The sequence below is a fragment of the Bacillus cereus ATCC 14579 genome, assembly GCF_000007825.1.
Taxonomy (GTDB): Bacteria; Bacillota; Bacilli; order Bacillales; family Bacillaceae_G; genus Bacillus_A; species Bacillus_A cereus.
The window spans coordinates 2,779,903-2,793,848 of the sequence record NC_004722.1 but is presented as its reverse complement, the minus strand read 5'-3'; the positions used below and the strand labels follow the sequence as shown (position 1 = coordinate 2,793,848).

Genomic DNA, 13,946 nt, shown 5'->3' with positions numbered 1-13,946 from the left:
AAATTTGTATTCAATTTAATATTCTATATCTTCATAAATAGATTTTTCTACATCAGGAAGAACTGTGTATATACTCTTACCGATTAAAGCTTCTAATTCTTTCTTAATCGCATAAAACCCTTTCCAATGTAAAGATGTATGAGATGTTGTACCATGACGCAAACCAACAGAAATTAATCTTCTTTCCAGCGTAGTAAAGCCACCCGCATCAGCAAGAGCGTCACAAAGAGTAATTACTTTATTGTATAAGTCGTAGTTACAATGTTCATTTAATATTTCAACTAACCGGCTTCTCATATGGTCAGGAACGAGACTCCATTCCGCTGCGATATCTATATGTTCATTTTTGCATGGGAATGAGTGTGTCACACAAATAACAGCGTTTCCTGTATACCCTAAATCATTCATATACATATAACCATCATAGGAATGAATGACCGATTTGGTAAAACCTTTGTATCTTCCGATATCATGCAAAAGGGCAGCGTTATATGCTATGTCAGCATCTAGGTTATACCCATTTTTAATAAGTTCTATAATTATGTTTTCAGTTGCATGAGCAACATGTAGTGAATGTTCAAACCAAGGGCCCGGGTTTTGTTCATATGCCCATTCGAGTAATTCTTTTGCGTACGTTCTATCTAATATATATTTCATATCGTTATCCTTTCACAAAAAGTCATATCTTTCTATAAATTCATCTTATTATTTCATTATTCCTTCTTTAAAAATTGTTACAATGAAACAAAAGGGGGAAAAGTAATGCGAAATTTAGTAATTGAAGAAATAAAGCAACTAGAAAATGATATGGAAGAACTTTCGAAACTTTTGAAAATGGTTGTAAACGATGGGGCATCAATTGGTTTTTTGCCTCCACTGGAACAAAAAGACGCAACAAAGTATTGGCAAACAGTATTAGCGCCAGAAGTGATATTGTATGTGGCTAAAATAAACAACGAAGTAGCAGGGAGTATTCAATTACAATTAGTTACTAAGCCTAACGGAATTCATAGAGCCGAGATTTGCAAATTAATGACTCATCCAAACTTTAGACGTAACGGTATTGGACGATCGCTTATGCAAAAAGCAGAGGAACGAGCAAAGCAAGAAAACAGGTCTCTTTTAGTATTAGATACTAGAGAAGGAGATCCTTCCAATAAACTGTACAAATCACTAGACTACCAAGAAGTTGGAACAATACCAGGGTATGCAATTTCCCCGAATGGTAAGTTAGATGCTACGGTTATTTATTATAAAAACATTTAAGGTATAATCAAACGGGGAGAGTGCTTAATTATTAGTAAGTGAATAATAAACGACTATTTTTAACACCGTCTATATTTTTCTGGCGGTGTTAAAATAGTTAATTATAATCTAATTAACGCACTAAATGAATTTGAGAAATTTTTTAGAGGGTTCTTTTAGTAATGATTCTCGTCTTATAATAAATGTAGAGAAGATGACTAGCCAACTATAGTTATTTTCGCTTTATTATCGGAAGGGGATGAAAGTATGAAAAAGAATAGTTTACAAAAGATGAAGAAAGTTATTTTAAGTGGTGGAGTATTACTTACGGGATTATTAACATTTGGATTTTCAGAAAAGGCTTCAGCTCATGGATATGTAGAATCACCAGCGAGCCGATCTTATTTATGTAAGCAAGGGGTAAATGTAAATTGTGGACCGATTCAATATGAACCACAAAGCGTAGAAGGGATAGGTGGATTTCCGCAACTAGGACCTTCTGATGGACAAATTGCAGGGGCTGGTCATTTTCCCGCTTTAGATGTTCAAACTGTAGATAGGTGGAAGAAAGTTACGTTAAATGGCGGGACGAATACATTCAAGTGGAAACTAACGGCTCCTCATAGTACAAAAGAGTGGAAATATTATATTACGAAAAAAGGTTGGAATCCAAATAAACCTTTAACGCGATCAGATTTAGATTTAGTGCCATTCTATGTGAAAAATGACGGTGGAGCTAGACCAGGGACAACAGTAACGCACGAAGCAAATGTACCAACTGACCGTAGTGGATACCATCTTATTTTAGCTGTTTGGGAAATTGCAGACACTGGAAATGCGTTTTATCAAGTTATAGATGTAAACCTTTTGAATAATGGCTTATCCTCAAATTTCGCTTTTAACAATGTAGTGCAAGCTCCTACACTATTTTAATTGAAACATACATTTCGATCATCTAATTCATTTTAGATGATTTTTTTTATGAAAATGATGAAAAATATAGAAGAAAGTGCAATTATTTATAAAAAAATATGCTTTAAATATTGTCATATTTGCTTCTTTAAGATATCCTTTTCATGAAGAGGTGGAAAACATGGAAAAAGTACTAGTTTTCGGGCATAAAAACCCAGATACAGATGCAATTTGTTCTGCAATTGCTTATGCAGAATTGAAAAAAGAATTAGGAATGAATGCTGAGCCTGTACGTTTAGGCGAAATCAGCGGTGAAACTCAATTTGCGTTAGACTATTTTAAAGTAGAAGGACCGCGTTTTGTTGAGACAGTAGCAAGCGAAGTGGACAACGTTATTTTAGTTGACCATAACGAGCGTCAACAAAGTGCTAACGATATCGAATCAGTTCGTGTGTTAGAAGTTATTGACCATCACCGTATTGCTAACTTTGAAACAAGCGATCCTATATACTATCGTTGTGAGCCAGTTGGCTGTACAGCTACAATCTTAAACAAAATGTACAAAGAAAATGGCGTAACAATTCGTAAAGAAGTTGCAGGTTTAATGTTATCTGCAATCATTTCAGATTCTTTACTATTCAAATCTCCAACTTGCACAGAACAAGACGTAGCAGCTGCTCGTGAATTAGCGCAAATCGCTGGTGTAGATGCAGATAACTACGGCTTAGAAATGTTAAAAGCTGGTGCTGACTTAAGCGGAAAAACAATGGAGCAATTAATCTCTCTTGACGCTAAAGAATTCCAAATGGGTAATGCGAAAGTTGAAATCGCACAAGTAAACGCTGTTGATACAAACGACGTTCTTGTACACCAAGCGGAACTTGAAAAAGTAATCTCTGCAGTAGTAGAAGAAAAAGGTTTAGACCTATTCTTATTCGTTGTAACTGATATCTTAACTAATGATTCTGTCGGTCTTGCGATCGGTAAAGCAGCAAACGTTGTTGAGAAAGCATACAACGTATCACTAGAAAACAACACAGCTACTTTAAAAGGTGTTGTATCTCGTAAAAAACAAATCGTACCAGTATTAACAGAAGCATTCCAAGCTTAATCGTATTGCGTACAGATGAACAGTAAGGACAAGTAGTCAGATTGGCTACTTGTCCTTTTTTATCTCTAAAAAACAGAAAATTAAAAACGGGAGGATTGTGTATGTTTAATGATTTGGAGAGTAAATTACAGTCACTTTTAGAACGAAATATTACGTCGGTTTCAGAATTAGAGAGCTGGCTCTCGGAGGAGCTACGTTTAAACGCTGAAATACAGAAGTGGCGTTTGACTTTTTAGAAGAAAGGATATAAAGTACTGCAAGGGTCATTCTAAATTTGATTAACGAATTAAAATAAGGATAGCGTTAGCTATCCTTATAATCGTTTATTCGTAAGATTTTTTCTTGTTTATATAAAATGTAATTATAGCAGTAATGAAGAAAATAGGTATCGCATACACTTGCCCAACAAATAACTTCCAGCCGACATAATTATAGCCTTCAGATGCTGGGATGATAACGGAAATAACGCAAACAATAAAATAGACTAATAGTGCAGGGATAATATTTTTCATTTTTATGGACCTCCTTCCTAATTTAATTTATAAATCATAATATTTCAATTTAATTATAAAAATTTGAAGAAAAAAATGCAAAAATTTTTATGGTATTATAATATTTGCAATGAGAGTGATCCATAGTACATATATGGTAAAATGTGTAATTTAAACTTTTCAGAATTATTATATAGTATTTTGAGAGAAAAATGTACAAAATAATGAATTTTATTTACCAAAGTAAAGGGAGTAGAAATATATATGAAAAGGATATGTATAATTCCATGTGGAAAAAAGAAAATTTGGGATAAACATTCAGACTACGGACCGATGGAAGCAAAAAATGTGTATATTAGTCCGTTCGGAAAAGCATGTCAGGCGTACGCAACTATGTTTTTCGAAAACTGGGTTATATTATCGGCGAAACATGGATTTTTAAGACCAAATGATATTGTATTAGAAAACTATGATCTTGCATTTGATTCAAAAAGCGATGAGGTAATAAATATAGAGCAATTACAAAAACAGATGGTAGATAAAAGTTTATTACAGTTTGACGAAATCGTCTTACTAGCAGGGAAGAAGCATAAAAAAGTAGTGACAAAGTTATATCCAGAAGAAATGATTACATATCCGCTAGAGGGGTGTAAAGGGATTGGATATATGTTGCAGAGGTTGAAAGAAGCTGTGAAGGAAGGGGAGGAAATATAGGTGTAGTTTCAGTGATTTTAAACTCTATTTATTTAGGGAGCTGAAAAGTAAAATAGAGTTTTTAGGCATCGCCGAAAGGGTGATGCTTTTTTGTTCGTGTCGTCATTCATGTAAAAGTAATTTAGAGAATAAATCATTCGATTTATGAAGCGATAGCTTTTTTATATCGAAAACAAATTGCTTCACTTCTAGAAAATGTAGGACATATGGGTACAGTTAAAATTGTAAGTGGGAATAGCAATAAGACAAGTTTTGAATAGGATATTAAGAAAGGAGATGTTGATAAATAATGGCCAGATATAGTTTGCACGGAGGACACAATAGTATTGTTCAAGGTGCTAATTTTGGGAATCGGAAAGAACACGTTTTAGATAGGCAAGTTAAAGATGCTGTGGCGGCTAAGTTAAGATCCCTAGGACACACGGTTTATGACGATACGGACGAGGTAGGGGCAACTCAATCACAAAATTTAAATAATATCATTCGGAATAGCAATTCCCATGCTGTGGATTTAGTTATTTCTTTTCATCTTAATGCAAGTGATGGAAATGGACAGGGTGTTGAGGTTTTGTATTATGATCAGAAAGATTTGGCGGCTAAAATCTCAGCTCAACTAGCAAAAGATATTGGATGGCGTGATCGAGGTGCGAAACAGCGTACAGATTTAGCGGTATTAAATGGGACGAAAGCACCTGCTATTCTTATAGAATTAGGATTTATTGACAATGAATCTGATATGGCAAAATGGAATGTTGATAAAATCGCTAATTCTGTTGTATTTGCTCTTACAGGACAAACTGGAGGAGGTGCAGCGGATTTGCTCAAAGTAAAAACTGGTGGTGTAGCATTTAGTAATTTACAAGCTTTGGCTCAAGCTATGGTAGATGCGGGTATTGATGGACAAATTGTCGTTCAGAAAGATGGCATTGGTTATGCTATAACGAATGGCTATCCGTCTGGAAATATCGATAAATTTACAGCTTGGTTAGATGCACGTAAATGGTACTATGAGTACGTGAGATAAAACGAAAATTGGTTTGATTAAAAACTAAAAATTGTCTTATTTTTAGTTAACAAGTATATTAAGTAACTATAAAAATATGGACAATGTATATGTAAATTAGTACACAAAACCACCTGTCAGAAAGGTGGTTTTATTTATCAAGCTATTTTGCGGGAAGTAAAATTCTCACCTCAAAATTCGGATGAAGCTAAGAAATTAAGTGGGAATTTCACTGCTCGTAGCCTCCTACTAATTATAGTTTCACTTTATATAGTTTAGAGCTTTGTAAATCTTTACTTGTTAAACCTGTAATAATATTTTGTTTTCTCAATACATAAGCCGAATTTTAAATTATTACCCAATAATATACTACCTCTCATACTATTTATTAGTTGATAATAGCAAAAAAACAAGCTTTGAATATAATAATGAAAAAGGAGATGTTAAATAATGGGTTATATTGTGGATATTTCGAAATGGAATGGCGACATTAACTGGGATATCGCAGCACCACAATTGGATTTCGTAATTGCACGTGTGCAAGATGGTTCAAACTATGTAGATCCTTTATATAAAAATTATGTACAAGCAATGAAAGCAAGGAATATTCCGTTTGGTAATTATGCGTTCTGTCGTTTCGTTTCAGTAGAGGATGCACGGATAGAAGCAAGAGACTTTTGGAACCGTGGTGATAAAAATGCAACAGTTTGGGTAGCTGACGTAGAAGCAAGAACAATGAACGATATGAGAGCGGGTGCACAAGCTTTTATTGATGAATTACGCAGATTAGGAGCTAAGAAGGCTGGTTTATATATTGCTCATCATATGTATGCTCCATTTGGAATGGCAAATGTCAATTCTGATTTTGTATGGATTCCTCGTTATGGTGGTAACAAACCGGCGTATTCATGTGATATTTGGCAATACACAGAAACAGGGAATGTGGCTGGTATCGGCAAGTGTGATTTAAATAAGCTGATTGGAAATAAGCCGTTAGCTTGGTTTACAAATCCAATTGTTGAGCCGATAAAAAAACAAGAAGGGGTTGGAATTATAGTGAATAAATATAACAAAGTAGTTACTTATGAATTTGGTGTAAATTTAGTTCCTGACATGATTCAAATGATGGATAAGCTTGGATATACTTCTAAAATAATATCTCGTGGAGATAACCAAGGGCTTGTGTATTTCGAAACAGATTATCGTCAAGGGAACGAACTGGACAAAGCAACTGCTTGGTTAGATACGAAAGGAATTAAATATTTTTATACAAAAGAGTAGTTTGCTAAATAAAAAGCCGTCATGTGACGTTTTTTTATTTTTATGTAATCTTTTAACTCTACTTATAATATGGAGAAAATAGACTAATAAACAAGCCTTTGTATACTTTTAAACATAGAATATGATGAATTCTATTAAGGAGGAAGCAGATTCATGGGGAATACTTGTCATTGTGGGCATTCCCGAAATTGTAATACATTTTGGGATAATTTAATGTTTGGGAGATGTAGATGTAAACGCAATGATTTTCACGAATGTTGTTGCAAAGAGAAACCGAAATGTGAGTGTGAAAAATGTCATTGTAAAACAAAACCGAAATGCCATTGTATTCATGAAGAGGAAGGGTATTAATAATAAAAAAGAGTACGATACTGAAGTGACCCCTAAAAGTTAGACACGGTTATTTCATTAGGCAACTTGATAAAAGTGAGTCCGGTATTGTACCGGGCTCATTTTTAATTTCGCCTTAATCCGTTTCGTATTATAATAATCTATATATTTTTCTAATTCTATTTTAAAGTGCTCTACATTTTCAAATTCTTTTATGTAGAGGAACTCCGACTTCATAATCCCAAAGAAATTTTCTATTACTGCGTTGTCGTAACAGTTGCCTTTTCGAGACATACTCTGGACGATAGCTCTTGATTCAAGTGTCCGGACGTACTGTCTCATTTGATAATGCCATCCTTGATCCGAATGCATTAGTAGCTGGTGATTTTCAGGTAAGCGTTCTAATGCTTTCTCTAACATCTCTGAAACAATTGAATACGTCGGTCTAGAACCAATTGTATAGGTAATAATTTCACCATTATACAAGTCTAATACAGGTGATACATACAGTTTCTCTCCAAACAATTTAAACTCTGTGATGTCCGTTACCCATTTTTGATTCGGGGCATCTGTATAAAAATTACGCTCTAAAATATTAGGTGCAATTTTACCGACTTTCCCTTTATAGGATTTATATTTCCTCATACGCACAACACACTTTAATCCAAGCTCTTTCATAATGCGCTGAACCTTCTTGTGATTCACTTTCTGATCACGATTCGTTAACTCATCACGAATGCGACGGTAGCCATAAAGACCTTCATTTTCCTCATAAATTGCTTTAATTTCAGCTTTCAAATCGGCATCTTGATCCGGACGATTCATTTTCTTTACTAAATCATAATACGTACTCCGTGGAATACCAGCTAGCTCCACGAGTGCCTTCACCGAATATTTATGCCTTAATTCATAGACTACTTGTGCCTTGTCTTGTTTCGTGATTTTTCCTTGTTTTGAACTAAGGCATTCAACTTTTTTAAGTACTCATTTTCCATTTCAAGCTGTTGAATACGTGCTTCAAGTGCTTCGACTGACCCTTCAGCTAAAGCTTGTTTTACTTGTTTATTTGAATCTTTTTTCATGGATGGACGCCCCTTTTTCTTAGATTGAAGGGCATCAATTCCTTGTGTTTCGAGCTGTTTTTTCCAAACAGAAATCGTTGAAGGGGCAGGAATGTTAAAGATAGCTGCCGTCTCAAATAAGGACATACCGTTTTCAATCATAAAGTTTAGTACGTCTAGTTTAAATTGTTGTGTGTAATTTGTACATCGTTTTAGAAAAGCTTCCATACCATTCTGTTTATATTGGTTTACCCAATTCAAAATAATTGTGTCACTTATACCAATCGATTTACCCATTTCTCGATAACTTTCATTTCCATTCAAATAACGTAGAACGATTTGTATTTTTTCATCAGCTGTAAATTTAGCCATAGAAAAACTGCACCCCAATTGTTAGACTGTGTCTAACAATTGGGGTGCAGTTCATACGTACTCTTTTTTTGGGTGATTATATTCCATCTTGAACAGATTTCTTTACAATTACCCATGTGTCTTTCTTTTTAACCGTTATAGCTACATTAGTTCCATTAGATTCCTTATAAAAGATATATCCATTGTTTGAGTTTACATATGTTACTGGTTCGCCTATGCAATCTCGCGAGCAGGATTTGTTGACCAGTTCAATTAGGGATAGTTCACTTGGATCGGTTTTGCTTGCTTCTATAACAGCATCAAGGCTTGTTTTTCGATAACCTTGCAAGTTTATATGAAAAAGCTGCTCTATTTCTCCTGTAATGCTAGTGTTCATTACTTCTACTGAATTCTTTTTTTCTTGAAGAAAGCCGTTTTCATAAAGTAATTTTGTATAGCCAATCCATGCTATTAACACTAGCAGGAAAAACATACCCGTCATTTTAAGTATTCGAAGTCGTTTGCTTATAATTGTTTCTGAGTATTTCATTCACTCTAATCCTCCAATGTTTTTAATTTAAAATATGCTTGGATACATACTTTTAGAAGAGGATGAAAGTTAATGAGTTTTCAATAAAAAAGAAAACATCCAGAGTTAGATGCTTTCTTTTTTTGTATTTTTGGCTATCTGTTCGTTACTTGTTTCATAAGTGGTCTTATTTCTTTAACTGGTGGTTTCTTATCATAGGCATCAACGTAAGAAAAGTAGTAGTTTAAGTTTCTTAGAAGACCTTTTCCTATTTTTGCACTTAAGAAAGGAAATACTTGTCCGGTATAATCATCGAGAGATTTACAGTAATATTTTTCATCTAAATATATACTGTATTTACATGTTAGTTCTACTAAAGGATTCCCTTCATCATCAAATACTTCTTTAGAATCAATAATATCTATTAGTGCAAATTTTTCATTTAAGTAAACTTTCTTTTTTTTCTCGTGTTTATTTGTAAGTATAAAAACGAGACCAATCGCGTTAATCAAACTATTTCCTCCTATAAAAAACGGATATTAATAAAATATATCGATATAAGCTAAATGTAAAGAGGAGAGGTGAAATATCATGGAGAGAAAACTAAATAAGCCGATTTATGTTTGGAAACCGACTTATTTTTATCAAGTATTACTTAGTAGTAATACCTACTCTGATTAAAGTTTCACTTTATTGAAATACTTGCGGGAATTGTTTTACGATTGCGTTTGTTATCATGTCGGCCATTTCTAATGCTTCTTTTTCAATTTTATCGTAAAGTTTTACTCCTGCTTCATAATCTTTATTTAGGAAGGCAAGTGCTTCTGCTTTCGTTAGTGCTAAATGTTCATAAAACATTTTTCTAAATTCTTCTTTATCTATATATGGGTTGATACTGTTAAGAAATTCAATAATTTCATAACCATTAGCGTACCATTTTTTCTCTATAGCGGCCGCTGCATTTTGATTACCAGCTTTTGCGGCTTTAACAAGATCCGCTGCAATTACTAAGTGATCTTTAATTAATGCACTATATTTTTTCACTGCATCCTCACCGTAAAATGGTTCAAGTGATAGTCCCATATGTGTTGCGTTTTGTAGAAGTCGTCCAACAGTAACGTTAACATCTGGTAAATTAAAGACTATACTTATAATAGCCAATCTCGTCCAAGCGACGTGTTGTTCCCATAAAGAACGCATATACCCTTTTAAAAAATTCTCATTTTTACTAATTCGGTAGTTCCGTACGGATAAATCATAGTTTACATAAGGGTTATGGTAGGGGGAGTAATACGATTGCCAATAAGAATACATAAATAGTAACACTCCTTTGAACATGTATAACTCAAAGTATGATGAAGATTTATTTTTAGTTACGTGTCCTAGATTATTTTTAGGGAATTTGAAATGGAGAAATTCAATGAATGATGTTGTGGTATATATGAATAAATTGAATATAAAGTAAAAGAGGGTCTGCAAGGGAAGTTACAGACCCTCAAAAGGGTATTGCCGAGATGTCGGACTCGACTACGTAATGTTATCATAAAATTCTTTTGAAAAACCCTGGTAAATGTGTCCAAATGAAATTAGGACCTTCATACAGTCAAAGGGACCTGCTTCCCGCGGCAGGCCCCAATAACTAGATAATGTCGATGAGCAAAAAACTCATCTGGAGTACTTTTATAGTAACAAGTAAAATGTCTTTTGTGTATTGAGAAAGAAGAATTGCATAATTATATGTGAACAATTTAACTCCCAACAATTCATGATTATCATGAATTGTTGGGAGTTAAATATGGTTATAAAATGGAGAAAAGACTTGGAAGTGAGATCGAGGTACACAGAAGTATGTAATCATGAAAAAGACCTGCTAATATAAGCAGGTCAACTTAAGGGGTTTATCCAACAGATTATTATATATGGTAACAACTGAATTGTAGTAAGTCTATACATTTAATATTGAGAAAAATTCTGTGAATGATATATTTTTTGCGCATATATTAACGTCTAAAAAGTTGAGAAAGAAAATGTAAAAGCTTTTTATAAGAGAGTAATGGCTGGTACTTATAGTATGATTCATATTTCCACGCTTCATTATTTGAGAATTGGAGTTGGTTCGATACCGTTTTCTGTTTGATGGAACTAATATTACGGTGCTTCATATAGTAACCCCCTGAATTCATATGTATAAGATTAGTAGTATTCAAGGAGAATTAATAAAATGTGTATTTATTTTGAAATTCGTTATAATTGCTAATCATTCTCAAAAATGTAAAGAAGCATAAAATAATGAAAAAGCAGGCTGTTAGTCATGTATTCATCACTTTCATGATGCATAAGAGATGATATAATAGGAGTAGATGAAAGATAAAGAAAAGCAGGTGACTCTTTTTTGTTTACAAAAGCACAAGAACTTTTAGCGTCTTATTTCGGTTATTCGTCATTCCGAAGAGGACAAGATGAAACAATTAAAAATGTATTAGATGGGAAAGATACTGTCTGTATTATGCCTACAGGTGGTGGTAAGTCAATTTGTTATCAAATTCCCGCATTAGTATTTGAAGGAACAACGTTAGTTATATCGCCTTTAATATCACTTATGAAAGACCAAGTAGATACATTAGTACAAAACGGTATTTCAGCTACCTATATTAATAGTTCTATTTCGATTGCGGAAGCGAATCAACGAATTCAATTAGCGAAACAAGGCCATTATAAGTTACTTTATGTAGCGCCTGAGCGACTGGATTCAATGGAGTTTGTTGACCAACTTATCGATATGAAAATCCCTATGATTGCGATTGATGAAGCACACTGTATTTCACAGTGGGGACATGATTTCCGTCCAAGTTATTTACATATACATCGCATATTAGATTATCTTCCAGAAAAGCCGCTCGTATTAGCATTAACAGCAACAGCAACACCGCAAGTACGTGATGATATTTGTAATACACTTGAAATTAATAAAGAAAATACAATTATGACAACGTTTGAGCGTGAGAACTTATCGTTTTCTGTCATTAAAGGGCAAGATCGAAATGCATATTTGGCGGATTATATTCGTCAAAATCAAAAGGAATCTGGGATTATATATGCAGCTACTAGAAAAGTAGTCGATCAGTTATATGAAGATTTAATGAAGGCAGGAGTTTCTGTATCAAAATATCACGCTGGTATGAGTGATAGTGATCGAAATGAGCAACAAGAACTCTTTTTACGAGATGAAGTAAGTGTAATGGTAGCAACATCTGCATTCGGGATGGGTATTGATAAATCGAATATTCGTTACGTAATTCATTATCAGCTTCCAAAAAACATGGAAAGTTACTATCAAGAAGCAGGACGTGCTGGTCGTGACGGATTAGATAGTACATGTATATTGTTATATTCTTCTCAAGATGTACAAGTACAGCGTTTTTTAATTGATCAATCAACTGGAGAATCACGTTTTTCAAATGAACTTGAAAAATTGCAAAATATGACCGATTACTGTCATACAGAACAATGTTTACAATCATTCATTTTGCAATACTTTGGAGAAGAACCGAAAGAAGATTGTGGACGCTGTGGTAATTGTACAGACAATCGCGAGAGCATCGATGTGACAAGGGAATCACAAATGGTTTTATCATGCATGATTAGAACGAACCAACGCTTTGGAAAGCAAATGATAGCGCAAGTATTAACTGGGTCGAAGAATAAGAAAGTTATCGAATTTAATTTCCATACTTTACCAACGTATGGGCTTTTATCGAACCGTAGTATAAAAGAGGTCAGTGAGTTTATTGAGTTTTTAATTTCAGACGAGTTAATTGCAGTTGAGCATGGCACTTATCCGACGTTAAAAGTAACTGAAAAAGGGAAAGAAGTATTACTTGGTAAAGAGAATGTTTTACGAAAAGAACGAGTAGAGACAAGACAAATTGTTCAAGACCATCCTTTATTTGAAGTGCTTCGTGAAGTACGTAAAGAAATTGCACAAGGAGAAGGTGTACCTCCGTTCGTTATTTTCTCTGACCAAACATTAAAAGATATGTGTGTGAAAATGCCGCAAAGTGATTCCGAATTGTTGACGGTAAAAGGTATCGGAGAACACAAACTTGTGAAATATGGCTCGCACTTCTTACAAGCAGTTCAGCATTTTATTGAGGAAAATCCAAATTATGCTGAAACGATTAAGACAGAAGTAGTTTCAGAGCGTAAAAAGTCAGGAAAAGCGTCCGCAAATTCTCATTTAGAAACGTATGAAATGTATAAACAAGGTATTGATTTGAATGAGATTGCAAAAGAACGTAACTTATCAAGACAAACAATCGAAAACCATTTAATTCGCTGCTATGAGGATGGAATGGAAGTAGATTGGAAAAGCTTTGTTCCAGCAGAGTATGAATCTCTTATTGAAACTGCCGTTCAAAATGCAGATGGTGGTCTGAAATCTATTAAAGAACAGCTTCCGAATGAAGTGAGTTACTTTATGATTCGTGCTTATTTACAAATAAGAAAGTAGAGGCATATAAAGGGGATAAGAATTTATGTATCATGTTTTCGTTTATGGCACGTTAAGAAGAGGACAAACGAATGCTCATTATATGCTAGGTGCAACATGCATCGCAGACAGAGCTTGGACATATGGCAAATTATTTGATACGAACGAAGGATATCCGGCCATGACTTATTCGATTGAAGAACAGGTGTATGGAGAAGTTTATGTAGTAAATGATGAGATATTGTGTAAGTTAGATGAACTAGAAGAATATACAGGTAATGCGGAGACTGATTTATATGATCGAATCACGCAAACAGTATATGTTGCTGATAGGGAAATTGAGGCATATGTGTATATCGCTCAAGATAAAAAGATGTTAAAGAAAGTGATAGACTCTGGTGACTGGCTTATGTATCAAAAAATATAATA

At 34.1% G+C, this 13,946-nt stretch carries 16 protein-coding genes; 10 read left to right on the top strand and 6 right to left on the bottom strand.

What is annotated here, in order from left to right; translation table 11 throughout:
* Nucleotides 1-15 precede the first annotated feature (15 nt).
* Nucleotides 16-657, bottom strand: coding sequence for an HD domain-containing protein (locus BC_RS14135; RefSeq protein WP_000875112.1), 642 nt, complete (start codon nucleotides 655-657; stop codon nucleotides 16-18).
* 105 nt (nucleotides 658-762) lie between these two features.
* Between BC_RS14135 and BC_RS14130 the strand changes: the two genes are divergently transcribed.
* The 4 genes from BC_RS14130 to BC_RS28215 all read left to right on the top strand — a co-directional run bounded on the left by BC_RS14130 (nucleotide 763) and on the right by BC_RS28215 (nucleotide 3,504).
* Nucleotides 763-1,266, top strand: coding sequence for a GNAT family N-acetyltransferase (locus BC_RS14130; RefSeq protein WP_001245258.1), 504 nt, complete (start codon nucleotides 763-765; stop codon nucleotides 1,264-1,266).
* 246 nt (nucleotides 1,267-1,512) lie between these two features.
* Nucleotides 1,513-2,178, top strand: coding sequence for a lytic polysaccharide monooxygenase (locus BC_RS14125; RefSeq protein WP_000742279.1), 666 nt, complete (start codon nucleotides 1,513-1,515; stop codon nucleotides 2,176-2,178).
* Nucleotides 2,179-2,338: 160 nt separating this feature from the next.
* Nucleotides 2,339-3,268: a manganese-dependent inorganic pyrophosphatase gene (gene ppaC, locus BC_RS14120; protein WP_000416873.1), complete on the top strand. Its 930-nt coding sequence runs from the start codon at nucleotides 2,339-2,341 to the stop codon at nucleotides 3,266-3,268.
* 101 nt (nucleotides 3,269-3,369) lie between these two features.
* Complete coding sequence (locus BC_RS28215) at nucleotides 3,370-3,504, top strand: hypothetical protein (protein ID WP_000481363.1); 135 nt, start codon at nucleotides 3,370-3,372, stop codon at nucleotides 3,502-3,504.
* Nucleotides 3,505-3,591: 87 nt separating this feature from the next.
* On the opposite strand, the gene BC_RS14115 is transcribed toward BC_RS28215, so the two are convergent.
* Complete coding sequence (locus tag BC_RS14115; RefSeq protein WP_000789485.1) at nucleotides 3,592-3,780, bottom strand: DUF4017 family protein; 189 nt, start codon at nucleotides 3,778-3,780, stop codon at nucleotides 3,592-3,594.
* A gap of 243 nt (nucleotides 3,781-4,023) precedes the next feature.
* Between BC_RS14115 and BC_RS14110 the strand changes: the two genes are divergently transcribed.
* The 4 genes from BC_RS14110 to BC_RS27695 all read left to right on the top strand — a co-directional run bounded on the left by BC_RS14110 (nucleotide 4,024) and on the right by BC_RS27695 (nucleotide 7,151).
* Nucleotides 4,024-4,473: a DUF6884 domain-containing protein gene (locus BC_RS14110; RefSeq protein ID WP_000820906.1), complete on the top strand. Its 450-nt coding sequence runs from the start codon at nucleotides 4,024-4,026 to the stop codon at nucleotides 4,471-4,473.
* A gap of 289 nt (nucleotides 4,474-4,762) precedes the next feature.
* Nucleotides 4,763-5,497: an N-acetylmuramoyl-L-alanine amidase gene (locus tag BC_RS14105; protein WP_000135290.1), complete on the top strand. Its 735-nt coding sequence runs from the start codon at nucleotides 4,763-4,765 to the stop codon at nucleotides 5,495-5,497.
* 429 nt (nucleotides 5,498-5,926) lie between these two features.
* Nucleotides 5,927-6,757 (top strand): GH25 family lysozyme, encoded by an 831-nt coding sequence (locus tag BC_RS14100; RefSeq protein WP_000540607.1) that lies wholly within the window; start codon nucleotides 5,927-5,929, stop codon nucleotides 6,755-6,757.
* Between the two features lie 217 nt (nucleotides 6,758-6,974).
* Nucleotides 6,975-7,151, top strand: coding sequence for a hypothetical protein (locus BC_RS27695; protein ID WP_000503003.1), 177 nt, complete (start codon nucleotides 6,975-6,977; stop codon nucleotides 7,149-7,151).
* 14 nt (nucleotides 7,152-7,165) lie between these two features.
* Here BC_RS27695 and BC_RS14095 read toward each other — a convergent pair.
* From BC_RS14095 to BC_RS14080, 4 genes are all read right to left on the bottom strand, one after another.
* Nucleotides 7,166-8,520 (bottom strand): IS3-like element ISBce19 family transposase gene (locus BC_RS14095; RefSeq protein WP_085964692.1). Its coding sequence is split into 2 segments (ribosomal slippage): nucleotides 7,166-8,067 and nucleotides 8,067-8,520, totalling 1,356 coding nucleotides; the frame shifts between segments, so codons are not numbered across the junction.
* 76 nt (nucleotides 8,521-8,596) lie between these two features.
* Complete coding sequence (locus BC_RS14090; protein WP_000877569.1) at nucleotides 8,597-9,049, bottom strand: hypothetical protein; 453 nt, start codon at nucleotides 9,047-9,049, stop codon at nucleotides 8,597-8,599.
* 134 nt (nucleotides 9,050-9,183) lie between these two features.
* Nucleotides 9,184-9,540 (bottom strand): hypothetical protein, encoded by a 357-nt coding sequence (locus BC_RS14085; protein ID WP_000606231.1) that lies wholly within the window; start codon nucleotides 9,538-9,540, stop codon nucleotides 9,184-9,186.
* A gap of 178 nt (nucleotides 9,541-9,718) precedes the next feature.
* On the bottom strand, nucleotides 9,719-10,342 hold the full coding sequence (locus tag BC_RS14080; protein ID WP_000287730.1) for a hypothetical protein: 624 nt from the start codon (nucleotides 10,340-10,342) through the stop codon (nucleotides 9,719-9,721).
* A 1,078-nt stretch (nucleotides 10,343-11,420) separates the two neighbouring features.
* Here BC_RS14080 and recQ point away from each other — a divergent pair.
* Both recQ and BC_RS14070 read left to right on the top strand, forming a co-directional pair.
* Nucleotides 11,421-13,538, top strand: a complete 2,118-nt coding sequence (recQ, locus tag BC_RS14075; protein WP_000494262.1) for a DNA helicase RecQ — start codon at nucleotides 11,421-11,423, stop codon at nucleotides 13,536-13,538.
* Nucleotides 13,539-13,563: 25 nt separating this feature from the next.
* Complete coding sequence (locus BC_RS14070) at nucleotides 13,564-13,944, top strand: gamma-glutamylcyclotransferase family protein (RefSeq protein WP_000274908.1); 381 nt, start codon at nucleotides 13,564-13,566, stop codon at nucleotides 13,942-13,944.
* Nucleotides 13,945-13,946 lie beyond the last annotated feature (2 nt).